At 71.3% G+C, this 25,117-nt stretch carries 22 protein-coding genes; 9 read left to right on the forward strand and 13 right to left on the reverse strand.

Features of this window, described 5'->3' with window-relative positions; all coding sequences use genetic code 11:
* Nucleotides 1-29 precede the first annotated feature (29 nt).
* The 10 genes from I596_RS00560 to I596_RS00605 all read right to left on the reverse strand — a co-directional run bounded on the left by I596_RS00560 (nucleotide 30) and on the right by I596_RS00605 (nucleotide 12,701).
* Complete coding sequence (locus I596_RS00560) at nucleotides 30-1,220, reverse strand: FHA domain-containing protein (protein ID WP_067642675.1); 1,191 nt, start codon at nucleotides 1,218-1,220, stop codon at nucleotides 30-32.
* 681 nt (nucleotides 1,221-1,901) lie between these two features.
* Nucleotides 1,902-2,405, reverse strand: a complete 504-nt coding sequence (gene ilvN, locus I596_RS00565) for an acetolactate synthase small subunit (RefSeq protein WP_067642678.1) — start codon at nucleotides 2,403-2,405, stop codon at nucleotides 1,902-1,904.
* Complete coding sequence (ilvB, locus tag I596_RS00570; RefSeq protein WP_067642681.1) at nucleotides 2,405-4,213, reverse strand: biosynthetic-type acetolactate synthase large subunit; 1,809 nt, start codon at nucleotides 4,211-4,213, stop codon at nucleotides 2,405-2,407. Before ilvB ends, ilvN begins: the two co-directional genes overlap by 1 nt.
* Before the next feature lie 90 nt (nucleotides 4,214-4,303).
* Entirely contained in the window at nucleotides 4,304-5,296 is a 993-nt protein-coding gene (ilvC, locus tag I596_RS00575; protein WP_067642684.1) for a ketol-acid reductoisomerase, read from the reverse strand.
* Nucleotides 5,297-5,343: 47 nt separating this feature from the next.
* Nucleotides 5,344-7,029 carry a dihydroxy-acid dehydratase gene (gene ilvD, locus I596_RS00580; RefSeq protein WP_223303886.1) on the reverse strand — a complete coding sequence of 562 codons (1,686 nt, stop codon included), beginning with the start codon at nucleotides 7,027-7,029 and terminating at the stop codon, nucleotides 5,344-5,346.
* Complete coding sequence (gene leuB / locus I596_RS00585) at nucleotides 7,026-8,084, reverse strand: 3-isopropylmalate dehydrogenase (RefSeq protein WP_067642687.1); 1,059 nt, start codon at nucleotides 8,082-8,084, stop codon at nucleotides 7,026-7,028. Before leuB ends, ilvD begins: the two co-directional genes overlap by 4 nt.
* Nucleotides 8,081-8,686 (reverse strand): 3-isopropylmalate dehydratase small subunit, encoded by a 606-nt coding sequence (gene leuD, locus I596_RS00590; RefSeq protein ID WP_067642688.1) that lies wholly within the window; start codon nucleotides 8,684-8,686, stop codon nucleotides 8,081-8,083. The genes leuB and leuD overlap by 4 nt, the downstream gene beginning before the upstream one ends.
* Complete coding sequence (leuC, locus tag I596_RS00595; protein WP_067642691.1) at nucleotides 8,683-10,092, reverse strand: 3-isopropylmalate dehydratase large subunit; 1,410 nt, start codon at nucleotides 10,090-10,092, stop codon at nucleotides 8,683-8,685. The genes leuD and leuC overlap by 4 nt, the downstream gene beginning before the upstream one ends.
* Nucleotides 10,089-11,075: a branched-chain amino acid transaminase gene (locus tag I596_RS00600; protein ID WP_067642694.1), complete on the reverse strand. Its 987-nt coding sequence runs from the start codon at nucleotides 11,073-11,075 to the stop codon at nucleotides 10,089-10,091. Before I596_RS00600 ends, leuC begins: the two co-directional genes overlap by 4 nt.
* Nucleotides 11,076-11,102: 27 nt before the next feature.
* A complete protein-coding gene (locus I596_RS00605; protein WP_067642697.1) occupies nucleotides 11,103-12,701 on the reverse strand; it encodes a 2-isopropylmalate synthase in 1,599 nt (532 codons plus the stop codon).
* Between the two features lie 395 nt (nucleotides 12,702-13,096).
* On the opposite strand from I596_RS00605, the gene I596_RS00610 reads away from it, so the two are divergent.
* The 7 genes from I596_RS00610 to I596_RS00640 all read left to right on the forward strand — a co-directional run bounded on the left by I596_RS00610 (nucleotide 13,097) and on the right by I596_RS00640 (nucleotide 19,974).
* Nucleotides 13,097-13,726 carry a ParA family protein gene (locus I596_RS00610; RefSeq protein ID WP_067642700.1) on the forward strand — a complete coding sequence of 210 codons (630 nt, stop codon included), beginning with the start codon at nucleotides 13,097-13,099 and terminating at the stop codon, nucleotides 13,724-13,726.
* Between the two features lie 81 nt (nucleotides 13,727-13,807).
* Nucleotides 13,808-14,314 carry a TlpA disulfide reductase family protein gene (locus I596_RS00615; protein WP_067642703.1) on the forward strand — a complete coding sequence of 169 codons (507 nt, stop codon included), beginning with the start codon at nucleotides 13,808-13,810 and terminating at the stop codon, nucleotides 14,312-14,314.
* A 51-nt stretch (nucleotides 14,315-14,365) separates the two neighbouring features.
* Entirely contained in the window at nucleotides 14,366-15,871 is a 1,506-nt protein-coding gene (gene wsfD, locus I596_RS00620) for a glycan biosynthesis hexose transferase WsfD (RefSeq protein WP_067642706.1), read from the forward strand.
* 71 nt (nucleotides 15,872-15,942) lie between these two features.
* Complete coding sequence (locus tag I596_RS00625) at nucleotides 15,943-16,419, forward strand: SixA phosphatase family protein (protein WP_067651215.1); 477 nt, start codon at nucleotides 15,943-15,945, stop codon at nucleotides 16,417-16,419.
* 12 nt (nucleotides 16,420-16,431) lie between these two features.
* Entirely contained in the window at nucleotides 16,432-17,007 is a 576-nt protein-coding gene (locus I596_RS00630; protein ID WP_067642709.1) for a YceI family protein, read from the forward strand.
* Entirely contained in the window at nucleotides 17,004-18,824 is a 1,821-nt protein-coding gene (locus I596_RS00635; protein WP_067642712.1) for a phospholipase D family protein, read from the forward strand. The genes I596_RS00630 and I596_RS00635 overlap by 4 nt, the downstream gene beginning before the upstream one ends.
* Nucleotides 18,825-19,398: 574 nt before the next feature.
* Nucleotides 19,399-19,974, forward strand: a complete 576-nt coding sequence (locus I596_RS00640) for a YkvA family protein (protein WP_067642715.1) — start codon at nucleotides 19,399-19,401, stop codon at nucleotides 19,972-19,974.
* A 75-nt stretch (nucleotides 19,975-20,049) separates the two neighbouring features.
* Here I596_RS00640 and I596_RS18650 read toward each other — a convergent pair whose 3' ends face one another.
* Entirely contained in the window at nucleotides 20,050-21,159 is a 1,110-nt protein-coding gene (locus I596_RS18650; RefSeq protein ID WP_223303887.1) for an RDD family protein, read from the reverse strand.
* An 80-nt stretch (nucleotides 21,160-21,239) separates the two neighbouring features.
* Nucleotides 21,240-22,517, reverse strand: coding sequence for an acetyl-CoA C-acetyltransferase (locus I596_RS00650; RefSeq protein WP_067642719.1), 1,278 nt, complete (start codon nucleotides 22,515-22,517; stop codon nucleotides 21,240-21,242).
* Between the two features lie 54 nt (nucleotides 22,518-22,571).
* On the opposite strand from I596_RS00650, the gene I596_RS00655 reads away from it, so the two are divergent.
* The gene (locus I596_RS00655; RefSeq protein ID WP_083965256.1) at nucleotides 22,572-23,324 is read left to right on the forward strand and encodes a 2OG-Fe(II) oxygenase; all 753 of its coding nucleotides are present in this window, start codon (nucleotides 22,572-22,574) and stop codon (nucleotides 23,322-23,324) included.
* On the opposite strand, the gene I596_RS00660 is transcribed toward I596_RS00655, so the two are convergent.
* Nucleotides 23,312-24,244, reverse strand: a complete 933-nt coding sequence (locus tag I596_RS00660) for a lysophospholipid acyltransferase family protein (RefSeq protein WP_067642725.1) — start codon at nucleotides 24,242-24,244, stop codon at nucleotides 23,312-23,314. The genes I596_RS00655 and I596_RS00660 overlap by 13 nt on opposite strands.
* 91 nt (nucleotides 24,245-24,335) lie before the next feature.
* Between I596_RS00660 and I596_RS00665 the strand changes: the two genes are divergently transcribed.
* Nucleotides 24,336-25,106 (forward strand): hypothetical protein, encoded by a 771-nt coding sequence (locus I596_RS00665; protein WP_067642728.1) that lies wholly within the window; start codon nucleotides 24,336-24,338, stop codon nucleotides 25,104-25,106.
* Nucleotides 25,107-25,117 lie beyond the last annotated feature (11 nt).

Consider the following 25,117-nt stretch of genomic DNA (forward strand, 5'->3'; position numbering starts at 1 on the left):
GGGTTGCGCCGGGGCGCGCCGGCGTGGTTTCAGCCCTCGCGGAACACGTAGCGCGCCGTACCGATCTGGATCACGTCCTCGTGGCGCAGCAGGCGCTCGCGGACCGGCTCGGCGTTGACGCGCGTACCGTGCCGGCTGTCGAGGTCGGCCAGCATGTAGCCCTGGCTGTTGGCTTCGATGCGGGCGTGCTGGGCTTCCACGCCGGGGCCACCGACACGGATGTCGCTCGCGGCGTCGGCGCCGAGCGTGATCGGCTTGGGCGGCAGCGGAATGGCCGCGCGGCCGGCTTCGGCATTCTGCGGCACCAGGCGCGCCATGCGCAGGAACATCGTGCTGCCCGAGGCCGCTGCCGGTGCGCTTGCCGGCGATGGCGGCGCCGGCGGCGCGGCCGGTGGTACGGCGATGCGCGGTTCGGGCGACGCGGCGCGCGCCGCGACCGGGGCGGCCGCTGCCTTGGCCGGCGGCGGTGCGGGCACCGGGGCGGACGGGGCCGGCGGAATGCTCGGCAGGTCCGGCATCTCCAGCACTTGCAGGATCTGGGTCACGGCGGCCTCCACGTGCGCCGGCGCGGTGTCCTCGCGCGGTACCGGCGGCGGCTCGACGACGCTGGCGGTGCCCGGCTCCGGAATCTGGGCGAGCATCGAGGCATCGAGGGTCAGGGCGGCCAGCTCCTCGTCGGGCGACGGTTCCTCCGCCAGGGTCGCCAGCACCGTCGCGCTCCGCGTCGATACGGGCGGCGGCGGTGCCGGCTCGAGGTCGGCTTCGCTCTCGAAGACCTCGAGAAAGCGTGCGCGCAGCGATTCGGCACGATCTTGGGCGATGCTGCGCTCGCGCAGGGCGCTGTCGATCGCGGCCAGGCGCTCGGTGCGCTCGGCGTCGTCGTACTCGCCGAGCTGGTGGCGCAGGTCGATCTCCTGCCGATCGATCTGGATCGACGCATACGCGTGCTGGATGGCCGCGAGGCGATCGCGCAGGCCGGCATAGGCCAGGCGCGCCTGCGCGCGCAACGGAGCGCTGCGCGCCTCCAGGTCGGCGACGCGCTGGCTGTAGTCCTCGTGCACGCGCTGGAACACCGCATCGGCAAGGTTGCCCTGCATGGCCTTCAGCGATGCCAGGCGGGCGCGCAGCAGCTCGGCCTCCTGCCTGAGGCCGCGCAAGGCATCGACCACGCCGAGATCGGCGCCGTCGAGCGCATCTGGATCCGTTGTCGGATCGACCATCGTCAATTCTCCCCTGCCACCGCCTCGGCGGTATCAATGTGGACGCAGTGCGGCCATGATTCCGGCGGTGCGACGGGTTGCCGACGCGCGAACCGGTTCCCGAACGGAGCGACCGATTATGCGAGGGCCCGGTTGCGGCAGCAACCGCGCCGCCGCGCCCGACGGTCCGCAATGGCGACGTCCGTCACATTCGCGCCTGCCATGTATCGGGCCGCTGCGGTCAGCCGCCATCGATCGGGCGGATCTTGGGCGGACGGTAGGGCGGCCCGGCTCTGTCGGTATCCCGGCGGTCGCGCCGCTGCTGCGCGGCCTGCCGGCTGGCCGCGGTGAGCCGCTGCGGCAGGCGTCGGGCCGTCGCCGTGACGCCGGCCTGGCCGGCCGCGACGACCGCGGCAAGTCCCGGGGAGCAGCCGCCTAGGGCGTGTCATCAATCCCTCGGTAGGCCGCGCCGTTCTTGCGTGCGTCCGGGACAAGGAAGAGGGAGGAAGTGGACGTCGGTCCACGCCCGAGCGATGACGCAGTCCCGGGCGCACGCAAGAGCGGCCCTACGGGTTGGCCCTGGAAAGCCGCCAGCGTGCGTTGCGCGGCTTGACCTGACGGCCAGTCAGGCGCGGCGCCACGCAACACCCCCTGACGACTTTCCAGGGCCAACGCGACCTGCCGGGGGATTGATGACACGCCCTAGAGGCTCGGCACCAGCGCGGCGTCGCCGCGTTCCAGCGCCGCGGTGCCGCTGCGCGCCAGTTCCAGCACCGGCGCTAGGTTCGACAGTTCCGAGAAGAACGCGTTGACCTCGCGGCCGGCACCGCTGAACTGGACGACGCGGCTGCGCAGGCCGCTGTCGACGATCCGCGCGCCCGGGTGGCGGCCGACGCAGGCCTCGACCTCGGTCAGGGTGCGGCCGGCGACACCGACCTTGACGATCAGCAGCTCCGATTCGAGGTGCTCGCGGCCGGTCAGGTCGGCGATCTCGAGCACGTCGATCAGCTTGCGCGACTGCTTGACGATCTGGTCGATCACGGCGTCGTCGCCGCTGGTGACCAGGGTCAGCCGCGAGATCGCCGGGTCGTGGGTCGCGGCGACGGTCAGCGAGTCGATGTTGTAGCCGCGTGCGGAGAACAGGCCGGCGACGCGGGCCAGTGCGCCGGCCTCGTTCTGCAGCAGGATGGCGATGATCCGGCGCATCAGAACATCTCCGACGGCGCGGCCTCGGCGACGGCGGGTGCCGCCTGCCGCGATGCGATGAAATCGCCGGTGATCATCTGCGCGTAGGTCATGCCGGGTCCGACCATCGGGTACACACCGGCATCCGGGTCGATCATGACCTCGAGGAAGGCCGGCCCGTCGAAGGCGATGAAGTCGGCGACGACGCGCAGCAGGTCCTCGGGCCGGTCCAGCCGGTGCGCCCACTCGAAGCCGTCGGCCTGGGCGGCGCGCACGAAGTCCTTCTTGTGCAGGCTCTTGTCGGTGGCCGAGAAGCGTCCCTTGAAGAACAGGCGCTGCCATTGGCGCACCATGCCGTCGCCGACGTTGTTGAGCACGACCACCTTGATCGGCAGCCCGTAGGTGGTCACGGTCTCCAGCTCGCCGAGGTTCATGCGGATGCTGGCGTCGCCGTCGATGTCGATGACCGGCAGGTCGCGGCGGGCGAACCGCGCACCGATCGCGGCCGGCAGGCCGAACCCCATCGTCCCCATCGAGCCGGACGTCAGCCACAGCCGCGGCTCGCGGAAGTCGAAGTACTGCGCCGCCCACATCTGGTGTTGCCCCACGCCGGTGCTGATGATCGCGCGGCCCTGGGTCAGGCGGTTGATCGCCTCGATCACCGCGTACGGCTGGATGCGCGCGCTGGTGCGGTCGTAGTTCATCGCATGGGTGCGCTTGAGCGCGGCCACGTGCGCATGCCAGTCCGCATACGCGCCCTCCTCGCGCGGCCGGAAGCCGTGCTGCAGCCCGTAGATGCGCAAGGTGTCCAGCGCCCGGGACAGGTTGCCCAGGTGGTGCCAGTCGGCCGGCTTGACCTTGTTGATCTCGGCCGGGTCGATGTCCAGGTGCGCGATGAAGCGTGCGCCGCCGGCGAACGCCTGCGGCACGCCGGCCACCCGGTCGTCGAAGCGCGCACCGACGGCGATCAGGAAGTCGCAGTCCTCCACGGCGTAGTTGGCGAATGCGGTGCCGTGCATGCCGAGCATCTGCAGCGCCAGCGCGTCGGTCGTGTCGACGGCGCCCAGGCCCATCAGCGTGGTCGCCACCGGGATGCCGAAGGCACGCGCGAAGTCGCGCAGGGCGCCGGCCGCCTCACCGGCGATCACGCCGCCGCCGGCGTAGAGCAGCGGCCGGCGCGCCTCCTTCAGCGCCTCGAAGAACGGCGCGCACCGCGCCGCGTCCAGGGTCGCGGCGTCGATCGCGCGCAGCCGTGCGCGGTAGCCGGGCAACGGCAGCGTGCCCTCGCCGCGGAAGCGCAGCTCGGCGTTCTGGATGTCCTTGGGAATGTCGACCACGACCGGGCCGGGCCGGCCGGTGCGCGCGATCTCGAAGGCCGTGCGCAGCGTCGCCTCCAGCCGGCTGGCTTCGGTGACCAGGAACACGTGCTTGGCGCAGGCGGCCATGATGTTGCTGATCGGCGCCTCCTGGAACGCGTCGGTCCCGATCGATCCGGTCGGCACCTGCCCGCACAGGACCACGATCGGGATCGAGTCGGCCATCGCGTCGCGTACCGGCGTGACCGTGTTGGTCGCGCCGGGGCCGGACGTGACCAGGGCGACACCGACCCTGCCGGATGCGCGCGCATAGCCCTGCGCCATGAAGCCGGCGCCCTGCTCGTTGGCCGGCACGATCAGCGGCAGCGGTTCGCCGCCGCCGGCCTGCGCATGGGTCTGGTTGTAGCGGAACACGGCGTCGTAGACCGGCAGGATGGCGCCGCCGGAATAGCCGAAAACGACCTCGACGCCCTCGTCGGCCAGCACCTGCACGACGATGTCGGCACCGGTCATCGCGGCGCCGGCCAATGGGTGCGGCGTCGCCTCGGGGGGGCTTCACGTATGGCGTTCATCGTCATCGTCCTGCATTCGGTAGAGGCTGCGTCAGGCGCCGGAACTGAGCCACGGCATGCGCGCGCGCAGCCGGCTGCCGACCTGCTCGATCGGATGGTCGAGGTCCTTCTGCTTGTAGGCCGAGTAGTTCGGCAGGCCGGCGGCGTGCTCGGCGGTCCATTCGCGGGCGAAGCGCCCTTCCTGGATGTCCTTGAGCACTTCGCGCATGCGGTCCTTGGTGCCGGCGTCGACGACGCGCGGACCGCGCGTGTAGTCGCCGTACTGGGCGGTCTCGGAGATGAAGCTCAGCATCTTGGCGAGGCCGCCCTCGTAGAGCAGGTCCACGATCAGCTTCAGCTCGTGCATGACCTCGTAGTAGGCGATCTCCGGCTTGTAGCCGGCCTCGACCAGGGTCTCGAAACCGTTGATGACCAGCTCGCTGGCGCCCCCGCAGAGCACCGCCTGTTCGCCGAACAGGTCGGTCTCGGTCTCTTCCTTGAAGTCGGTCTCGATCAGCAGCGCGCGCGCGCCGCCGAGGCCGGCCGCATAGGCCAGCGCCTTCTCGCGCGCCTGGCCGCTGGCGTCCTGGTGGACCGCGAACAGGCACGGCACGCCGCGCCCGATCTCGTACTCGCGCCGGACCAGCGCGCCGGGACCCTTCGGCGCGACCAGCACGACGTCGATGTCGTAGCGCGGCTCGATCGTCTTGAAGTGCACGTTGAAGCCGTGCGCGAACAGCAGCGCGGCACCCGGCTTGGCGTTCGGCGCGATGACCTCGTTGTAGAGCGTGGCCTGGACCATGTCCGGTGTCAGCACGGCGATCAGGTCGGCGCCCTGCACGGCTTCGGCGGGCGTGAGCACGCTGAAGCCGTCGGCGGCGGCCTTCGCCGAGGTCGGGCCGCCGGGGCGCAGGCCGATGACGACGTCGAGGCCGGAGTCGCGCAGGTTGAGGGCATGGGCGCGGCCCTGGCTGCCGTAGCCGAGCACGGCGATGCGGGCCTGGCGGAGGGCGTCGGTGGTGGCGGTGATCGTCTCGGTGCTCATCGGATTCTCCGGGGGGATTGGGGCGGGTCGGGTGCGGGAGTGAGGGGTCAGCCGGTGGTCACCGCGCCGAGCGCGGCGGATCCGACCAGGCGGGCGTACTTGGCGAGCGCGCCGTGGACGACCTTCGGCGGCGGCGGTGACCAGTCGGCGCGGCGCGCGGCGAGATCGGCATCGGTCTCCACGACGCGGCGGACGGCGTCGATGACGATGCGGTCACCGTCGCGCAGCAGGGCGATCGGTCCGCCGCGCGCCGCTTCCGGGGCGACGTGGCCGACGACGAAGCCGTAGCTGGCGCCGCTGAAGCGGCCATCGGTCATCAGGGCCACGCGATCGCCGAGGCCGCGGCCGACCAGGGCGGCGGTGACGGCGAGCATCTCGCGCATGCCCGGGCCGCCGGCCGGACCTTCGTTGCGGATCACGACGACGTCGCCGGCCTCGATGCGGCCGACCTGCACGGCGCGGAAGCAGTCCTCCTCGCTTTCGAAGACGCGCGCGCGGCCTTCGAAGCGCAGCGTGTCGATGCCGGCCAGCTTGAGGATGCAGCCTTCGGGCGACAGGTTGCCGTAGAGGATCGAGTAGCCGCCGCGCGGCTTGAACGCCTGGGCGACCGGCCTGACCACCGGCTGGCCGGGCGGCGTCGGCGGCGCCGCGTCGATCTCCTCGAACAGCCCGCGGCCGGTGACGGTCGGGGCGTCCTCGATCAGGCCGGCCGCGCGCAGCTCGCGCGCGACCGCGGCCATACCGCCGGCGGCGGTCATCTCGATCGCGGTGTAGCGGCCGCCGGGCATCAGGTCGGCGATGACCGGCGTCTGCACCGAGGCGCCCTCGAAATCCTCGATCGTCAGCGCGACGCCGGCCTCGTGTGCGATCGCCAGCAGGTGCAGCACGGCATTGGTCGAGCCGGCCGTCGCCGCGACGATGCGCATCGCGTTGCGGAACGCCGCCGGCGAGAGGATGCCGCGCGGCGTACGCCCGTCGCGCAGGCATTCGAGCGCCAGTTCGCCGCAGCGCCGTGCCGCGGCGCGCTTGGCCGGATCGGTGGCGGCGATGTCGTTGAGGCCGAGCGGCGTCAGTCCGAGCGCGGTCAGCACCATCGCCATCGTATTGGCGGTGAACTGGCCGCCGCAGGCACCGGCGCCCGGGCAGGCGCGCTGCTCGACCGCGCCGAGGCGCGCGTCGTCGATCCGGCCGGCACCGTGGGCACCGACCGCCTCGAACACCTGCTGCACGGTGATCGGCGTCCCGTCGAGCGTGCCGTGCGCGATGCTGCCGCCGTACAGCGCGACGCCGGGGACGTCCAGGCGCGCCAGCGCCATCGCCGCGGCCGGGATCGTCTTGTCGCAGCCGCACAGGACGACCATCGCGTCGAGGCAGTGGCCGTCGACGGCCAGCTCGATCGAGTCGGCGATCAGCTCGCGGCTGATCAGCGAGGCGCGCATGCCGGGCGTGCCCATCGCGATGCCGTCGGTGACCGCGATCGTGTTGAACTCGACCGGCGTGCCGCCGGCGGCGCGGATGCCGTCGGCGACCTCGGCGGCCAGATCGCGCAGGTTGAGGTTGCACGGCGAGATGTTCGACCAGGTGTGCACGACCGCCACCAGCGGCTTGGCGATCGCCGCCGCGTCGAGCCCGGTGGCATAGAGCATCGCGCGCGCCGGCGCGCGGTCGGGACCGGTCTTGATCGCGTCGCTGCGCAGGCCCGGCGCCTTCGGTCGGGGCGGTGGCGCGTTCATGCCGCCACCTTCCGGCGCGCGGCGAGCCGGTCCAGCACCGCATCGGTCACCTGCTGCGTGGTGGCATGGCCGCCGAGGTCGGCGGTCAGCTCGGCCTCGTCGAGCACCGCGTCGACCGCGGCCTCGACCGCGGCCGCCTCGGCGTCCAGGCCCAGCGAATGGCGCAGCAGCAGCGCCGCGCTGAGGATCGCGCCGATCGGATTGGCGACGCCGCGGCCGGCGATGTCCGGTGCCGAGCCGTGGATCGGTTCGTAGAGGCCGCGCCGCCCGTCGCCGAGCGAAGCCGACGGCGACACGCCGAGCGAGCCGGCGAGCGCCGCCGCCTCGTCGGTCAGGATGTCGCCGAACAGGTTCTCGGTGACGATGACGTCGTAGGCGGACGGCCGGGTCAGCAGCAGCATCGCCATCGAGTCGACCAGCTGGTGCTCGAGCGTGACGTCGGGGTAGTCCCTGGCGATGCGCTCGGTGGTGGCGCGCCACAGCCGCGAGGTCTCCAGCACGTTGGCCTTGTCGACCGAGGTCAGCCGGCCCCGGCGCGCACGCGCCAGCTCGCAGGCGCGGCGCACGACACGCTCGACCTCGGCCACGCTGTAGCGGCATTCGTCGACGGCGACGTCGCCCTCGCGTGTCTTGCGGCCGAAGTAGGCGCCGCCGGTCAGTTCGCGGACGAAGACCAGGTCGACGCCGTGCAGGTGCTCGGCCTTGAGCGGCGACAGCGCCGCCAGGCGCGGATGGACGCGCAGTGGCCGCAGGTTGGCGTAGACGCCGAGCGTCGCACGCAGCGCCAGCAGACCCTGCTCGGGCCGCACGGGCGCATTCGGGTCCGACCACTTCGGCCCGCCGACCGCGCCGAGCAGGACGGCGTCGGCCGCCCGGCAGGCCTCGACCGTCGCTGCCGGCAGCGGATCGCCGGTGGCGTCGATCGCGCAGCCGCCGATCGCGTGCTCGGTGAAGGCGAAGGCCTGGCCGGCCACGCCGCGCAGCACGGCGACGGCGGCCGCGGTGACTTCCGGGCCGATGCCGTCCCCGGGAAGGACGGCGATGTGGGCGTTCATGCGATGACCTCCACCGGGTAGGGATTGGACCGGATGCGCTGCTCGTAGGCATCGATGTCGGCCCGGGCGTCGAGCAGGAAACCGAGCGGATCCAGGCCGCTCAGCAGGCAGTGACGGGCGAAGCCGTCGAGCGCGAACGCGAACACGCGGCCGTCGGGCAGCGTGATCGTGCCGGCGGCGACGTCGATCGCGAGGTCGAGGCCGGGGTGCTCCAGCAGTTCGGCGTGCTGGTCGGCCGGCAGCACGATCGCGAGCAGGCCGTTCTTGAGCGCATTGCTGCGGAAGATGTCGGCGATCTCCGAAGAGATCACCGCCGTGATGCCGTAGTCGAGCAGCGCCCACGGCGCATGCTCGCGCGAGGAGCCGCAGCCGAAGTTGCGGCCGGCGACGAGGATCGCGCAGTCCTTCGCGTCCGGGCGGTTGAGCGGGAAGTCGAGATTGGGGCTGCCGTCGGCCGCGTAGCGCCAGTCGTTGAACGCGTGCCGGCCCAGGCCGGTGCGCTCGGTCGTGGTCAGGAAGCGCGCCGGGATGATGCGGTCGGTGTCGATGTTCTCGAACGGCAAGACCGCCGATCGCGAACGCAGGTGGTGGATCGGCTTCATGCGGCGTGCTCCAGCAGGGCATCGGGGTCGGTGATGCGGCCGGCGACGGCCGCCGCCGCCGCGACGCGGGGGCTGGCCAGCACGGTGCGCACGCCCGGTCCCTGGCGTCCCTCGAAGTTGCGGTTGCTGGTCGAGACGACGAGCTGGCCCGGCTGGGCGATGTCGCCGTTCATGCCGATGCACATCGAGCAGCCTGCGTCGCGCCATTCGGCACCGGCGCGCAGGAAGACCGCGTCGAGTCCCTCGGCCTCGGCCGCGTGCTTGGTCGCCACCGAGCCGGGAACGACCAGCATGCGCACGCCGTCGGCGACGCGACGGCCGTCCAGCACGGCCGCGGCCTCGCGCAGGTCCGACAGGCGCGAGTTGGTGCAGCTGCCGACGAAGACGACGTCGACCGGCTCGCCGGTCAGCGGCCGGCCGCCCTCGAAGCGCATGTAGGCCAGGGCCTTGGCTTCCTGCGGGTCGCGCGCGACGGGAACGGCCGCCGCGATCGGTGTGACCATGCCCGGGTGCGTGCCGTAGGTGATCGTCGGGCCGATCGTGGCGGCGTCGATGCGCACCTCGCTGTCGTAGCGCGCGCCGGGATCGCTGGCGAGCGTGCGCCAGTACGCCACGGCGCGCGCCCAGTCCACCCCGCGCGGCGCCCGCGGGCGGTCGCGGAGGTAGGCGAACGTCGTTTCATCCGGCGCGATCAGGCCGGCGCGCGCGCCGGCCTCGATCGACATGTTGCAGACCGTCATGCGCTCTTCCATCGACAGCGCCTGGATCGCACTGCCGCGGTACTCGATGACGTGGCCGGTGCCGCCGCCGACGCCGATCCTGCCGATCACGTGCAGGATCAGGTCCTTGGCGCCGACGCCGGGGCGCAGGCGCCCGTCCACGTGGATCGCGAAGGTCCGGGGCTTGCGCTGCAGCAGGCACTGGGTGGCCAGCACGTGGCCGACCTCGGTCGTACCGATGCCGAAGGCCAGGGCGCCGAACGCGCCGTGGGTCGCGGTATGGCTGTCGCCGCAGACGATCGTCATGCCCGGCTGGGTGGCTCCCAGCTCCGGCCCCATGACGTGCACGATGCCGCGGTGCGCGCTGTCCCAGCCCTCGAGCGCGATGCCGAACGCCGCGCAATTGGCCTCCAGCCGGGCGACCTGCTGCGCCGCCTCCGGCGTGGCGTACGGGCGCACGCCGTCCGGCCCCGCGGGCAGGGTCGGCGTCGAGTGATCCAGCGTCGCCAGCACGCGCTCGGGGCACCGCACCGGAAGGCCGCGCGCGTGCAGCTCGGCGAACGCCTGCGGCGTGGTGACCTCGTGGATCAGGTGCAGGTCGACGTAGAGGATGCCGGGCGTGTCGGCGGTTTCCGCGCGCACCTGGTGCGCATCCCAGATCTTGTCGATGATGGTGCGGGCGTTCATGCCGCGATGCCCTCCGGCTGCGCCCGCGCCTGCTCGTCGGCATCGGCCAGGTGGGGGTCGGTGCCGCCCGGCACGGGCGTCAGCCAGCCCCGTCGATCGGGCGTGCGGCCGTCGAACAGGCCGAAGAACGCCTGCTGCAATGCGCGCGTGACCGGTCCGGGCGTGCCGCCGCCGACCGGCTTGCGGTCGACCGAGCGCACCGGCGTGATCTCGGCGGCCGTACCGGTCATGAAGATCTCGTCGCTGGTGTAGAGCGCCTCGCGCGGCAGGTCGCGCTCCTCGACCGCCAGCCCGAGGTCGTGTGCCAGCGTCATCACGGTGTCGCGCGTGATGCCGGCGAGGATGCCGGCGCTGCTGGGCGGCGTGTACAGCACGCCGCGGCGGACCAGGAACAGGTTCTCGCCGGCGCCTTCGCTGAGCAGGCCGTTGCTGCCGAGCGCGATGCCCTCGGCATAGCCGCCGCGGCGCGCCTCCAGGCCGATCAGCTGGCTGGACAGGTAGTTGCCACCGGCCTTGGCCCAGCTCGGGAACGTGTTCGGGGCCGGCCGGTGCCACGAGGACACGCACACGTCGGCCCCGTGCTCGATCGCGTCGCCGAGGTAGGCGCCCCAGTCCAGCGCCAGGATCGCCACGTCCACCGGCGCGCCTTCGCGCGCCAGCACGCCCAGGCCGCCGGCGCCCCGGAACACGATCGGCCGCACGTAGGCCGACTGCATCCGGTTGGCGGCGATCAGTTCCAGGCAGGCGGCGTTGATCGCGTCCTCGCCGTAGCCAATGTCGATCTCGTAGATCCGGGCCGACTCGAACAGCCGGCGCGTGTGGTCGGCGAGACGGAAATAGGCCGGTCCCTGCGGCGTGGCGTAGACCCGCTCGCCTTCGAATACCGACGAGCCGTAGTGCAGCGCGTGGGCGCTGACGTGCACGGTCGCGTCCTGCCAGGGTTTGAGTCGGCCGTTGTGCCAGATGAAGGGCGCGTGGCTCATGGCTGCTGTCCTCGTGGATGCATGGGTTCAGATGGCCTGGGCGAGCTGGCGCAGCGGGACCGCCGGCGTGCCCCGCTCGATGCGGTTGGCGATCTCCAGCGCGGCCAGCGCCGCCGCCTCGACGATGTCGGTCGACACGCCGCGTCCCTTGAGCTCGCGGTCCTGGTGGCGCACGCCGAGCGTGGCCTGGCCCTGCGCGTCGCCGCCGTGGCTGAGGGCGCGGATCTGGAAGTCGGTCAGTTCCAGGTCGTGGCCGATCGCGCGGCCGATCGCGCGCAGCACCGCGTCGATCGGCCCGTCGCCGATCGCCGCCTCGCTGGCGCGGCGGCCGTCCTCGTGGACCAGGCGCACCGAGGCCGAGCCGTTGCCGCCGAGGTGGCTGGAGGCGTTGAGGTGTTCCAGGTGCCAGGGCCCGACCGCTTCGGGGTCGCGACCGACCGCCAGCGCTTCCAGGTCGCTGTCGAACACTTCGCGCTTGCGGTCGGCCAGTGTCTTGAAGCGCGTGAAGATCGCATCGAGCTGGGCCTCGTCGGGGGCGTAGCCGAGCGCCGCCAGGCGTTCGCGCAGTGCGTGGCGGCCGCTGTGCTTGCCCAGCACCAGCTGCGAGCGGCTGAAGCCGACGTCCTCCGGCTTCATGATCTCGTAGGTGCCGCGATGCTTGAGCATGCCGTGCTGGTGGATGCCCGACTCGTGGGCGAAGGCGTTCTCGCCGACCACCGCCTTGTTGCGCGCGATCGGCTGGCCGGTCAGCTGGCCGAGCAGGCGCGCGGTCGGATAGAGCTTGCGCGTGTCGATGCCGGTATCGACGCCGAACAACTCGGCACGCGTGGCGAGCGCCATCACGATCTCCTCCAGGGAGGCGTTGCCGGCGCGCTCGCCGATGCCGCCGATCGTGCATTCGACCTGGCGCGCCCCGGCGGCCACCGCGGCCAGGCTGTTGGCGACGGCGAGACCGAGGTCGTCGTGGCAATGGGTGGAGAGCACCGCCTGGTCGATGCCGTGCACGTGCTCGCGCAGGTAGCGCACCCGCTCGTACATCTCGGCCGGCGTCGTGTAGCCGACCGTGTCGGGCACGTTCACCGTGCGCGCGCCGGCTGCGATGACGGCCGAGAAGACCTCGACCAGGTAGTCCGGCTCGGTGCGGATCGCGTCCTCGGCCGAGAACTCCACGTCGTCGAAATGCCGGCAGGCGTTCCGGACCGCGGCGACCGCGTTCTCGATCACCTGCTCGCGGCTCATGCCGAGCTTGAACTCGCGATGCAGCGGGCTGGTCGCGAGGAACAGGTGGATGCGTGCCTTGGCCGCCGGCGCCAGCGCGCGGGCGCAGGCGTCGATGTCGCCGGGCACGCAGCGTGCCAGGCCGCAGACGATCGGCCGGCGGACCTCGCGGGCGATCGCCTGGACCGCCTCGAAGTCGCCGTCCGAGGCGCTCGGGAAGCCGGCCTCGAGCACGTCGACGCCCAGTTCCTCCAGGGCGTGGGCCAGCCGGAGCTTGGCCGCGCGTCCCATCGAGAAGCCGGGCGCCTGTTCGCCGTCGCGCAGGCTGGTGTCGAAGATCCGGACCCGCTCGCGGCCGGTGCCGGCTGCGGGGGGTGTTACGTCGCTGGGGGGATTGTCGTTGGTCATGGTTTTTCCGCTGTCGCGGGTGCCGGGCAAAAAAAAACCCCACTTCCGTCGCCGGAGGTGGGGTTTTCGGGATGTTTGCGATCGTTTTATCGACGCGTGCCCTTAACCCGCACCTCCGCTGGTAATGAGAAGTACGAGTACAAGGGCCAGGGTGGCATCGCGGCCGCACAGCGGGCGTCCGGCCGGGATGGGCCGTGGGAACGTCGCGTGGCGGGTGGTGTTGCGATGCGTCATAGAGCGTGACCGTAAGGCGACTGGTGGCGTTCTGTCAACTGTTTCATGAAAAAAAGAAATGATCGGTCGCGATGGCCTTCCCAGGCCTCGCGCCGGGCGCCCCCGGTCGCGGTGCCCGCTGTAGTACGCTTGCCGGCGTTGCATACCGACGGGAGGCCTCGATGCTGAAAGTGCTGGTTGCAAGTTCGAAGGGCGGCTGCGGCAAGACCACCCTGGCGACCAATCTCGCGGCGCACTACGCGGCCGACGGCAAGCGGACGGTCATCGTCGATGCCGATCGCCAAGGGTCCAGCCAGCGCTGGTGCGAGAAACGCGTGCTGCTCGGCGGCATCGTGCTGCCGGTGGACGGCACGCGGCGCGGCTGGCAGCAGCGCATCCCTGCCGACGCGCAGCGCGTCGTCATCGATACGCCGGCCGGCATCCGTGCCAGCGAGATCGCCGACTGGATCGACGACGTCAACGTCATCGTCGTGCCGGTCCTCCCTTCGACGATCGACCTGGAGGCCAGCGCGGCCTTCCTGGCGGAGCTGGCCGACCTGCCGCGGATCAAGCGCGGCAAGGTCGCGGTGGGCCTGGTCGCCAACCGGCTCAAGCCGTGGACTTCGGCCTCGCAGCAGGCGCTGGACCAGATCAAGCAGCTGCCGTTCCCCCTGGTCGCGCAGATCCGCGACACGCAGGCCTATGTGCTGCTGGCCGGCCTGGGCAAGAGCATCTTCGACTACCACTCCGAACAGGTGCGCTCGCACCAGGACGACTGGGCCAAGTTGCTGCGCTGGATCAAGCGCCAGTAGCCACGGTGCGGCCGGGAACCCCGCCGGCGTGCGTCTGTCCAACCGCCGCCGGCCTCCCCGGCATCGACAAGGAAACGCGGCATGTACAAGGCCATCCTGGCAGTGCTGTTGGTCGTTGCGGCCGGTGCCGCGCAGGCGCAGGTCGCGGTCGGCGACGTCCCGCCCGACGAGCTCGGCAAGGACCGCAGCGGCACGCCGGTGCGGATCAGCGACCACCGCGGCAAGGTCGTCGTCATCAGCTTCTGGGCCTCCTGGTGCACCTACTGCCTCAAGGAGCTGCCGGCGCTCGAGAGCATCCAGAAAGTGGCGGGCAAGGACCAGCTCGAAGTCGTCGCCGTCAACTTCAAGGAAGAGGCCGCGCTGTACCGGCGCATGCTGGCCAAGCTCAAGGACCTGCAGATGACCTTCACGCACGACGGCAATGGCCAGCTCGGCAACCGCTATGGTCTGCGCGGGCTGCCGTTCCTGGTGATGATCGGGCGTGACGGGCGCGTGGCGTTCACGCATGCCGGCTACGGCGAGCAGACCCTGGATCGCATCATCGACGAGATCAACACCTTGCTGGCGGCACCGGTGCCGGCGGCCTGACCGCCCGGTCGCGCACGCGTCCCTCGCGGCCGGCGCGCCGTTTTCGCGTGCATGGCGACCGGCCTGACGAGCCACTACACTCGACCGCTTTCGTTCAGCGAAGGCCGGCCCTTGCGCATCACCTCGTCCGTCCGCGTAGTGCTGATCGCGCTGGCGCTGATCGCGCTCTACCGGGTCGCGTCGCTGCTGCTGCACGATCCGATGCTGGCGCTGGCCAACAACTACGACCAGATCCGCTACACCGGCTGCTACGACGTGGGGCCGATCCGCCCAGGCGTTCCGGCCTGGCACAGCAATCCGCATGCGCCCCTGAGCCTCTACGGCACCCAGCCGATACCCGAAGGCAACTGCTACTGGTCCACCGACCTGCTGTTCGGCGCGCCGGTGGCGATGGCGTGGCGCATCGCCGAGTGGGCCGGCGGGCCGGCCGAGCATTCGGTCCGGACGCTCGGTGCCTTGCGCCTGGCGGCGTGGCTGCTGGTTGCCGTCTGGGTGACGGCCAGCCTGTGCCGCAGCGGCCGCCCCGACGTGGCGGCGGCCCACCTGCTGGCGCTGGCGGTGGTCGCCGCCGATCCCGTCAATACCTTGTACCTCAATACCTTCTATGCCGAGGCCGGCGCCCTGTTCGGCCTGTATCTGGCGCTGGCGGGCGCATTGGTCTGCATCGCCAGGCCGGGCCGGGTCGCATTCGCGGCGGCCGCCACCGGTGCGGCGCTGCTGGCGGGCAGCAAGTTCCAGCACGCGATACTGCCGCTGTTGCTGGCACTGGGCCTGATCGTCGCGCACGACTGCCGGATGCGGCGCGCGGCCGTGGCCCTGCTCCTCGGCGGGCTGGCCGGCGGTGCGGTGCAGCTCTACCAGGGCACGCGCGCGATTCCGCTCGCCGAAGCCATCGCCGCGACCAACCGGGTCAATTTCGTCCTGACCACGGTGCTGCCGAACGTGGCCGACGCCGGGGCGACGGTGGCCAGGCTGGGATTGCCGCCCGCCTGCGCCGAACTGTCCGGCAAGAGCATCTACCAGCTCCAGGAGCCGGTCGAGACGCTCTGTCCGGGCCTGCGCGAACTCGGTGCGCTGCCGGCCTGGGGCGCCTTGCTGGCCGAACCGAGGGCCTGGTTCCGTGCGATGCAGCGGATGCCGCCGTACATGCTCTGGATTCCCGACTACCTGGGTATCGTCGAGGGCGTCGATGGCAAACCCCTGCCGGCCGGCCAGTTCACGTTGAGCCGGTGGATCGACCACCGTCCGCTCGGGCTGCTCGCCCTGTTCGGCCTGCCGTGGCTGGTCTGGGCGGCGACCTGGATCCTGCGCGCCGGTCCGCTGGCGCGCGGCTTCGCCGGTGCCTGCGCGATCGGTTCGGTCGCGGCGGCCGGCATCGCCCTGTTCGGCGACGGCTACGTCGAGCTGGGCAAGCACGCGCACCTGACGTTCAGCCTGGCGCTGGCCTCGCTCGCGGTGCCGGCCGCGGGCCTGGTACGGCAGCTGGCACAGCCTCGGGCGATCGCGCACAGGGATGCAGGCGAGCTGGCCGATCGGGCTGCTCCGTTGAAAAAATGATGCGGCATGGTTGACGGGACCGCCGCTTGCGGCATGATCGACGCACCATCGAGGGGAGAGACGTCATGGTCATCCGCGAAGTCATTCTGCTGCGCCATGCCCATGCCGATCCGGCGGCGCCCGGCGAGGAGGACCGGACCCGCTCGCTGAGCGCCCGCGGCATCGCCGAGGCCGAGGCGGTCGGCGCCTGGCTGAAGGCGCAGCGCGCGCAGCCCGATCGGGTCCTGTGCTCGCCGGCCGAGCGCACCCGCGAGACGCTCCAGCAGGTGCTGGCGGTGACCGGCTACTCGGACCTGCGGATCGAGCCGCGCATCTACGAGGCCAGCCCGGTGACGCTGATTCGCGTCCTGGACGACCACGCCGATGCCGAGCGCGTCCTGCTGGCCGGCCACAACCCCGGGCTGGAAGACCTCGTGGCCCTGCTGGCCGATGGCGCATCCGATGCCGGACGGGGCCTCCCGCCGGGCGCGGTGGTGTGGCTGCGGCTGCGCGAACCGGGACGGCTGGAACCGGGATCGGCCGAGGTGCTCCACTTCTGGTGGCCGTGACGCGCCATCGTCATGCGCCTCGCCGCCGTGCTCGCCGTGCTGCTGGCGCTCGCCGCGCCCGGCCTCCACGCGGAGGTGCTCGCGCTCGATTCCACCCGCTCGCAGGCCGGCTTCGGCATCGGCGTGCTGCTGTTGTTCGACGTCGTGGGCCGCTTCGTCAAGGTGGACGGCTTCGTCGAGATCGATCGCCAGACCCAGGAAGCGGTCGTGGACGCGCGGATCGCCGCCGATTCGGTGCGTATCGACGGCGGCAGCCGTGAAGACTGGGCACGCTCGGCGGAGTTCTTCGATGCCGAACGCTATCCGGAAATCCGTTTCCGCTCCGACGCCTTTCCGTTGAGCCGGCTCAGCGAAGGCGGCGACCTGGCCGGCAAGCTGACGCTGCGGGGGATCACCCGCGCCGCCAGCTTCGAGCTGCTGCCGGCGACCTGCGCCCGGCCCGCGCGCGACTGCCCGGTGCGCGCCAAGGGCGTGATCCGGCGCAGCATGTTCGGCATGCGCACGCGGCGAGCCACCCTCTCGGACAAGGTGATCCTGGAACTGTCGATCTACGCGATGCCCAGCGAAACCGGGCTCGCGCCTCCATGAGCAACCGATGGGCATGCTGCCGGCTGCTGCTGGTACTGGCACTGGTCCTGCTCGGGTCCGGCTGCGCGCTCAACCGCCAGCTGGCGCGCGAGGCCGACGGCGTGGTCGAGCGCCAGCGTCCCACGGCGCTGACCTGCGATCGCGCCGACCGCTGTGCGATCGCCACGCCGTACCGGCGCCTGGCCGACGAGGCGCGCGCGGCCAGCCGGCCGGACGCGCCGGTGCACTACGTCAACGTCTTGGAACGCGGTGAGGACGCGCTGCTGCTGCGCCTGCACCTGATCCGCGCGGCCCGGCGCTCGATCGACGTGCAGACGTTCATCTGGGCCGACGACGATTCGGGCTGGCTGATCCTCGATGAGCTGATCGCCGCCGCCCGGCGCGGCGTGCGCGTACGCGTGCTGGCCGACCAGCTCTTCTCGATCAGCGACGTGGACTGGTTCGCGCGGCTGGCGCGGGCGCACGCCAACTTCGAGTTCCGCCTCTACAACGTGACCTTCCACAAGGCGCAGGCCAGCGGCATCGACCTGGCGCTGAGCGCGGCCTGCTGCTTCTCGCGCCTCAACCAGCGCATGCACAACAAGCTGCTGCTGGTGGACGGGGAGTTCGGCATCGCCGGCGGGCGCAACTACCAGGACCGCTACTTCGACTGGGACCAGACCTTCGACTACCGGGATCGCGACGTGCTGGTGTTCGGCCCGCAGGCCGGCCAGGAGATGGTCACCTCGTTCGAGCAATTCTGGACGCATCCGCTCTCGGTGCCGTTGACGCGGCTCAACGACGTCAACCGGCGCCTGGTCGGCGGGGGCAGCGAGGGTCCGCTGCCGCCTCCGGCGACGATCCGCTGGGCCCGCGTCGGCTCGCTGCGCGACCGGGCGACCGACCAGGGCTTCATCGACGCGGCGTTCGCGTCACGCGCGCATCGCGTGGGGCGCGCCGAGTACTTCTCCGATCCGCCCGGCAAGAATGCCGATTCGGAGCAGGCGGCGCAGCTGAGCGGGCGCATCGCGGCGCTGCTGCGCAACGCGCACGAGGACGTGCTCGCGCAGACGCCGTACCTGGTGTTCAGCCGCGGCGCGCAGGACCTGCTGCAGGAGCTGCGCGAGCGCGACCCGCCGCTGCACGCGGTGGTGTCGACCAATTCGCTGGCCGCGACCGATGCGTTCTATGTCTACGCCATCTCCTACAAGCACAAGAAGAAGTACCTCAAGCGCCTGGGACTGCGCGTGTTCGAGTTCAAGCCGTTCCCCGGCGACGCGGCGCAGATGATCGCCAACTACCACGAGCTGTCGGGCGGCGGCCAGACCGGGCGGGTCAGCCGCCAGGGCCAGACGCCGCTGAAGCAGGCACACGGCGTGCGGCTGGGCCTGCACGCCAAGTCGATCGTGATCGACCGCCGGGTCACGATGATCGGCTCCCACAATTTCGACCCGCGCTCGGACTACTACAACACCGAGTCGGGCTTCATCATCCACGACCGCGCCGTCGCCCGTGAGGTGTCGGCCCAGATCGAACGCGACATCGAGCCGCAGAACAGCTGGACCATCGCCCGCCGCCCGCTGACCAATGCGGTCGCGCGCATCAACAACGCGATGAGCACGATCTCCGCGGCGCTGCCGATCTTCGACCTGTGGCCGTTCCGCTATGCGACCAGCTACGAGCTCAATCCCGGCTGCGAGCCGCTGTGGCCGAACGATCCGGGGTTCTACGCGTGCTACACCTCGGTCGGCGACTTCCCGGAGGTCGACCTGCCGCTGAAGACCATCTATACCCGCATCATCACCGCCTTCGGCGTCGCCCTCGAGGGCGTGCTCTAGGGCGTGTCATCAATCCCTCGGTAGGCCGCGCCGTTCTTGCGTGCGTCCGTGACAAGGAAGAGGGAGGAAGTGGACGTCGGTCCACGCCCGAGCGATGACGCAGTCCCGGGCGCACGCAAGAGCGGCCCTACGGGTTGGCCCTGGAAAGCCGCCAGCGTGCGTTGCGCGGCTTGACCTGACGGCCAGTCAGGCGCGGCGCCACACTACACCCCCTGACGACTTTCCAGGGCCAACGCGACCTGCCGGGGGATTGATGACACGCCCTAGCCGATGGGTGAGAAAGGGCAGTCCTGCCCTTTCTCACCTCACACGGCCGCGGCAAAGCCGCGCCACGGGTTCCGCGGATCAGCCGCTCAGCCGTCGACCCGCGAGCGATCCATCCCTGGATCGCACAAGCAGGCTGTTTCTCGACAGCCTGCGAGAACGCGCCGGCGATCCCCGGACAACGGCGCGCCGGGCCGGTTTCCCGGCGAATCGGGCCGGATCGCGGCGCCGGACGGCCGGTTTCTGCCGATTGACGCAAAATGGAGGTCTGGCTTAGTCTGCTGGGGCCTTTTTCGAGGAATTTCCTTCCATGTCCCTGGCCATCACGATCGAACTCGGCGATGCCGACGTCCAACGCTTCGCCGAAACGATGCAGCGCGCCGAGAAGAACGTGCGCGGCCGTTCCGCCGAGGACATCGTCGGATCGGCGTCGAAGCTGCTCGATCTCAGCAAGACCACCGATGCGCCGGCCTTCATCCGCGAGCGCCTCGACAAGCTGCGCAACCTGATCGAAATGGCGCGCGACGAAGGTTTCGCGCTGCCCGAGGAGGACCGTCAGCGCGTGCTGGCCTGCCTCGCCTATTTCGCCGACGCCGACGACCTGATCCACGACAGCGTGCCGGTGCTCGGCTTCCTCGACGACGCGATCATGATCGAGCTGTGCCAGCGCGAGCTCAAGCACGAGATCGAGGCCTATGCGGACTTCACCGATTTCCGCAACCACGAGGCCCACCGCCTCGGCGTCGATCCGGCCACGCTCAAGACCCAGCGCGTCGAATGGGCCGAGGCGCGCCGCCTGGAGCTGATCGACCGCATGCGCCGTCGCCGCCGTGACGGCTACGCGAACGTCGGCGGCTGGTCGCCGGTGCTGTTCCGCGTCGGCTGACGCGTCCGCGCTTTCGCTAAAAGGCCCGGCATTGCCGGGCCTTTTCGTTTCCGCGAGGAGCCCGCGCGTAGCGGCTCAGTAGTTGCCCAGCTGTGCGCCCAGCATGCCGATGCCGGCGATCAGGCCGAACACGGACAGGCACAGCAGCAGGACCGTCAGGATGTTGATGACCCAGCCGTACCACGGCATCGGCGGGCGCGTCGTCGGCAGCGGCTGGCCCGGCTCGACGGCACGGAACACGACGAGCGTGCCGCAGATCATGTCGTGCAGGCCCTGGCGCCGATCGGTCCAGCCGGCCAGCATGAAGCCGATGTAGAGGATCAGGCCGGAGAGGATCTTTCCGAAGAAACGCCCGGTCGCCCGGCCGAAGCCGATGCGGCGGCCGTAGTCGTCGGTCACCTTCAGGCCCATCGCGCGCTTGCCGAGCGTCGCCTGCGCGGCGGAGCTTTCCTGCAGCGCAAAATACAGCCAGGCGAGCACGATGCCCGACACCCATTGCAGCATCATCGCCCCGAGCGCGCCGTCGAGGCTGCCGCCGGCGAGCGCGCCCAGCATGCCGATGCCGAGCACCAGGGCCACCACCCAGCCGACGACCGCCAGCAGGAAACCGTCCATGACATAGGCGGCAGTACGCCGCCAGAAGCCGGCGTGGATCGCCAGGCCGCCCGGCAGCAGATCGCCGGGCGCCACCGCGGCGACCGGCGCGGTCGCGAACGCGGCCGGCGCCTCGGCGGCGGCTGCCGCTGCGGCCCCGTATGCCGGTTCGGCAGCGGCCGGGAAAGGAACGGCATAGGCCGGCTGCGTCGCCGAGAAGGCGGTCCAGGTGCTGCTGCCGACGGGAGCGATGGGCACGTCGCCGGGCCAGTATCCCAGCCGTACGCGTTCGGCGATGAAGGCGCGCGGTACCGGCCCGCGCGGCCGGTTATCCACCAGCGCGAAGAACGCCCCCTCGCCCGCCGGATGCAGCTCGGCCTCGGCGCCGATCGCGTGGATGCCGGCCTGCAGGTTCTGCAGCTTGGCCAGGTCCTCGCTTTCCTTGATCGTCACCGGTGCGCGGGCCAGCAGCTGGCCGCTCAGCTTCTCCGGCTCCATGCGGAAGTAGCCGGCCAACGCCGGCCAGACCAGTGTGGCGTCGTAGCCGGGCGACAACTCGCCGGTCAGCACCAAAGCCTGTCTTTCTGCCATCTCCCCTCTCCCCGTGGGGCGGGCGTCTGCCCGCCGATGCCTGCCATGATGATGCGCCCGTCGCGGCTGCCCGTCGCCCGTCAGGGGCGCTCCAGAATCGCCGTGACGCCCATGCCGCCGGCCGTGCAGATCGAGATCAGGCCGCGGCCCGCTCCCTTCTGTTCGAGCAGCTTGGCCAGCGCGGCGACGATGCGTGCGCCGGTGGCCGCGAACGGATGGCCCAGCGCCAGGCTGGAGCCGTTGACGTTGATCCTGGCCGGGTCGATCGCGCCGAGCGGCCGCTCCAGGCCGAGCCGGTCGCGGCAGTAGTCGGCCGACTCCCACGCGCGCAAGGTGCACAGCACCTGCGCCGCGAAGGCCTCGTGGATCTCGTAGAAGTCGAAATCCTGCAGCGTCAGGCCGGCAGCGGCCAGCATGCGCGGTACCGCGATGGTCGGTGCCATCAGCAGCCCTTCGCCGTGCACGAAATCGACCGCGGCGACCTGCGCGTGGGTCAGGTACGCCTGTACGGCCAGGCCGCGCCGGGCGGCCCAGTCGTCGCTGGCCAGCAGCACCGCGGCGGCGCCGTCGGACAGCGCGCTGGAGTTGCCGGCGGTGAGCGTGCCGCCGGCCTTGTCGAAGGCCGGCTTGAGCGCCGCCAGCTTCTCGAGCGTGGTATCGGGCCGCAGGATGTTGTCGCGCCGGACCGCGCGGAACGGCACGACCAGATCGTCGAAGAAACCGCGTTCGTAGGCGGCGGCGGCCTTGCGGTGGCTTTCCAGCGCGAGCTGGTCCTGCGCCTCGCGCGGGATCCGCCATTCGCGCGCCATCATCTCGCAATGGTCGCCCATCGACTTGCCGGTCCGCGGCTCGGCCACGCCCGGGAACGAGGGCTTGAGCTCGCCCAGCGAGAAGCCGGTCACGGCGGTCTTGAGCTTGTCCTTGAGCGTCTTGGCGCGGTTGACGGCCAGCAGGCGCTGCTGCAGCGAGCGGCTGTAGACGATCGGTACGTCGCTGGTGGTGTCGCTGCCGCCGGCGATGCCGGCCTCGATCTGGCCGACGGCGATCTTGTTGGCGATCAGGATAGCGTTGTCGAGCGAGGTGCCGCAGGCGCGGGCGGTCGTGATGCCGGGCGTGGTCGGGGCGAGCCCGGAGGAGAGGACCGCTTCGCGGGCCAGGTTCCAGTCCGAGGCATGCTTGATCACCGCGCCGAACGCGACCTCGCCCAGCTCCTGGCCGTGCAGGCCGTAGCGCTCGACCAGGCTGCCGAGCGTCTTGACCGCCATGCCGAAGTTGCCGACGTCGGCGTATGCCGTGTTGTTGCGGCAGAACGGGATCCGAATCCCTCCGATCACTCCCACGCGATTGCTTGCAGTCACGATGATTCCTGTCGCCGCTTGACCCACGTCAGGGAAGGGGGCCGAAGCGTTGCTATGATGCGCCGAAACACCCTTTGCCTAGTGTATATGCCCTACGTTTTCGATCTTAACCGACTCGATCGCATCGCGTCGGAGGACGGCCCGCGGTTCCGTGCGGCCGAGCCCTATCCGCACATAGTCATCGACGAATTCCTGGAGCCGGCGGCGGCGGCCGCGCTCGCCGATGTCTTCCCGGCCGCGGGCGACGACGTAGGCTGGGACTACTACGCCGCGGCCGGCCTCGAGGTGAAGATGGGCACCTCCCGCGAGGAACGGTTCCCCGAACCGCTGCGCCGCGCCATCCACGAGATGAATGCCGGGCCGTTCGTCCGCTTCGTCGAGCGCTTGAGCGGTATCGACCACCTGCTGCCCGATCCCCACCTGGCCGGCGGCGGGCTGCACCTGACACGCGCCGGCGGCCTCCTCGGGGTCCACGCCGATTTCAACTGGCACGAGCGCCTGCAGGCGCATCGGCGGCTGAACCTGCTGATCTACCTCGGTCGCGGCTGGCGTCCGGGTTTTGGTGGCGAGCTGGAGTTGTGGGACACCGCGGCGAAGGGGCGGGTGCGGACGATCGAACCCCTGTTCAACCGTGCGGTGCTGTTCACGACCCGGTCGGACAGCTTCCACGGCCATCCGGCGCCCTGGTCCGCGCCGGAGGGGATCGAGCGGCAGTCGATCGCGCTCTACTACTACACCAGCGCGCGGCCCGAGGAAGAATTGCGCGCGCCGCACAGCACCATCTACAAGGGCTATCACATCGACTGAGGGTCGCCGCTGCCCGGCGCCGGTCGCGCAGCGCTGTCGACGAACATCTCGGCAGCGGCGCTCCAGAGGTGCCAATAGGCCGGCTGCTCGCGCAGGCGCCGGTCCAGGTGCGCGGCGTAGCGCGCCATGATCTCCCCGGTGCTCGTGCCGGAGGGCAGCGTCTCGATGCGCAGCGTGCGTCCGCCGGTATCCGGGTCCAGGCCGCAGCTGAAGATCGCGACCGGTACGCCGGCCCGGCCCGCCAGTTCGGCCAGGCCGCTCGGAAGCCGCAGCTCGCGTCCCAGCACCTGCTGGCAGGACGAGGAGCGGGTATTGCGGGGCGGCAGATCGAGCATGCCGACGACGCTGCGCCCTTGTGCGAACGCCGCCTCGATGCGCGCGGCGCTGCCGCCGAGGAACAGCGGGCCGGCCGAGCCGATGCGGCGCAAGGCCCAGGCGCGGAATCGCCCGTAGAGGACGGAAAAGCGCCCCACGCCCAGGTCGCCTGGCGCCGCCCGCCGCGCCAGGAAATGCGCGTCGATGCCGTGCGCGCGCAACTGGCTCCAGACCCAGTGGCCGGCGCCCCAGTGGAAGGTCAGCAGCAGCGCCGGTGCATCCGGCGGCGGCCATTGGCCTTCGCTGACGATGCGCGCGCGCCACCAGCGCCCGCTGCGCAGCAGGGTCAGGTAGGAATCGACCTGCTCGACCAGGCGCAGCAAGCGATGCCGCCGTTTCCAGGCCTGCTCGTCGGCCTGCGGCAGGTAGCGCCGCGCGCCCGCCCAGGCCGGCGCGACGCTGCTGCGGTAGAGAAGATCGATGCGCGCGCAACGCTTGAGCAGCGCGAAACCGACCGGCCACGGCAACAACGCGATCAGGCCCGGCAGCACGAACAGGAACAGGAGATCGGCGCCGGCGCGCCGGATGCGGTCTGACGGCTTCACGCGAGTGGCAGCGGTCCAAACCGCCGATGGTACACTCCGCGCCCCGTTCCGGCGGCACGCGCGCTCCCCGGCGGATCGAAGTTGCGCCCCGATGCCCGATACCTCTCTCCTGCACTGCGCCGCCGCGTTGGCGATCGAATGCGAGCAGGCCGGTCCGCCGGTCGCCGCGACGCTCGACCGGCAGCACGCCGAACGCTACGGCGACGCCCTCGCCGGCGATCTGCTGCGCCTGTTTCCCGACGTGGCGGATCTGGATCTGGTCTGCGTCGGCGCCCTGTACGACCAGGCCCAGCTGCTGCGCCCGGGATGGCCGCTGCACGCGGCGCTGGCCGGGCTGGACGCCCGCTTCGGATCGGCCGAGCGGCCGGCGCGCGTGCTCGCGGTCGGTGCCCACGCGGGACACTTCCCGGACGCCGCGCTCGACCCGGACACGCGCCTGCACGGCAGCGCGATGCTGGTGATGCCGTGGCTGTTGCGCGGGGAGCCGTCGCGCATCGCGGCGACCGGCGCGCGCCTGGAGCGCGAACTGCTCGATCGCGGCATGGCCGGCGCCGATTTCGCACTGACCTTGCGCGAACTGCTCGGCATGCCGATCCGCCACGTCCGGCACCTGACGGTGTTCGACCTGTGCGCGTTGGCCTGCGCCCAGTACGAGCATGCCGGCCTCGGCGCGCTCTGGCAGATCATCGAAACCGCCCTGCTCGCGCCTGAGCGCGAGCAGGTCACCACCCTGCCCGACGGCATGCGCCTGCGCTGGCGCGGCGGAGACGGCGTGGAAGCCGAGGCGGTCGACGACCGCCGCCGGTTCATGCAGTGCGCCGCGATCCTGGGCGCCCACGGGCTGACCTTGCGCGACGCCTGACCGGCCGGCAC

The sequence above is a fragment of the Dokdonella koreensis DS-123 genome, assembly GCF_001632775.1.
GTDB lineage: Bacteria > Pseudomonadota > Gammaproteobacteria > Xanthomonadales > Rhodanobacteraceae > Dokdonella > Dokdonella koreensis.

What these genes read in the sequence shown, in the direction of transcription:
- I596_RS00560 (WP_067642675.1), bottom strand. Translation starts at nt 1,220, where the DNA reads ATGGTCGATCCGACAACGGATCCAGATGCGCTCGACGGCGCCGATCTC.
- ilvN (WP_067642678.1), bottom strand. Translation starts at nt 2,405, where the DNA reads ATGCGCCGGATCATCGCCATCCTGCTGCAGAACGAGGCCGGCGCACTG.
- ilvB (WP_067642681.1), bottom strand. Translation starts at nt 4,213, where the DNA reads ATGACCGGTGCCGACATCGTCGTGCAGGTGCTGGCCGACGAGGGCGTC.
- ilvC (WP_067642684.1), bottom strand. Translation starts at nt 5,296, where the DNA reads ATGAGCACCGAGACGATCACCGCCACCACCGACGCCCTCCGCCAGGCC.
- ilvD (WP_223303886.1), bottom strand. Translation starts at nt 7,029, where the DNA reads ATGAACGCGCCACCGCCCCGACCGAAGGCGCCGGGCCTGCGCAGCGAC.
- leuB (WP_067642687.1), bottom strand. Translation starts at nt 8,084, where the DNA reads ATGAACGCCCACATCGCCGTCCTTCCCGGGGACGGCATCGGCCCGGAA.
- leuD (WP_067642688.1), bottom strand. Translation starts at nt 8,686, where the DNA reads ATGAAGCCGATCCACCACCTGCGTTCGCGATCGGCGGTCTTGCCGTTC.
- leuC (WP_067642691.1), bottom strand. Translation starts at nt 10,092, where the DNA reads ATGAACGCCCGCACCATCATCGACAAGATCTGGGATGCGCACCAGGTG.
- I596_RS00600 (WP_067642694.1), bottom strand. Translation starts at nt 11,075, where the DNA reads ATGAGCCACGCGCCCTTCATCTGGCACAACGGCCGACTCAAACCCTGG.
- I596_RS00605 (WP_067642697.1), bottom strand. Translation starts at nt 12,701, where the DNA reads ATGACCAACGACAATCCCCCCAGCGACGTAACACCCCCCGCAGCCGGC.
- I596_RS00610 (WP_067642700.1), top strand. Translation starts at nt 13,097, where the DNA reads ATGCTGAAAGTGCTGGTTGCAAGTTCGAAGGGCGGCTGCGGCAAGACC.
- I596_RS00615 (WP_067642703.1), top strand. Translation starts at nt 13,808, where the DNA reads ATGTACAAGGCCATCCTGGCAGTGCTGTTGGTCGTTGCGGCCGGTGCC.
- wsfD (WP_067642706.1), top strand. Translation starts at nt 14,366, where the DNA reads ATGGCGACCGGCCTGACGAGCCACTACACTCGACCGCTTTCGTTCAGC.
- I596_RS00630 (WP_067642709.1), top strand. Translation starts at nt 16,432, where the DNA reads ATGCGCCTCGCCGCCGTGCTCGCCGTGCTGCTGGCGCTCGCCGCGCCC.
- I596_RS00635 (WP_067642712.1), top strand. Translation starts at nt 17,004, where the DNA reads ATGAGCAACCGATGGGCATGCTGCCGGCTGCTGCTGGTACTGGCACTG.
- I596_RS00640 (WP_067642715.1), top strand. Translation starts at nt 19,399, where the DNA reads ATGTCCCTGGCCATCACGATCGAACTCGGCGATGCCGACGTCCAACGC.
- I596_RS18650 (WP_223303887.1), bottom strand. Translation starts at nt 21,159, where the DNA reads ATGGCAGAAAGACAGGCTTTGGTGCTGACCGGCGAGTTGTCGCCCGGC.
- I596_RS00655 (WP_083965256.1), top strand. Translation starts at nt 22,572, where the DNA reads ATGATGCGCCGAAACACCCTTTGCCTAGTGTATATGCCCTACGTTTTC.
- I596_RS00665 (WP_067642728.1), top strand. Translation starts at nt 24,336, where the DNA reads ATGCCCGATACCTCTCTCCTGCACTGCGCCGCCGCGTTGGCGATCGAA.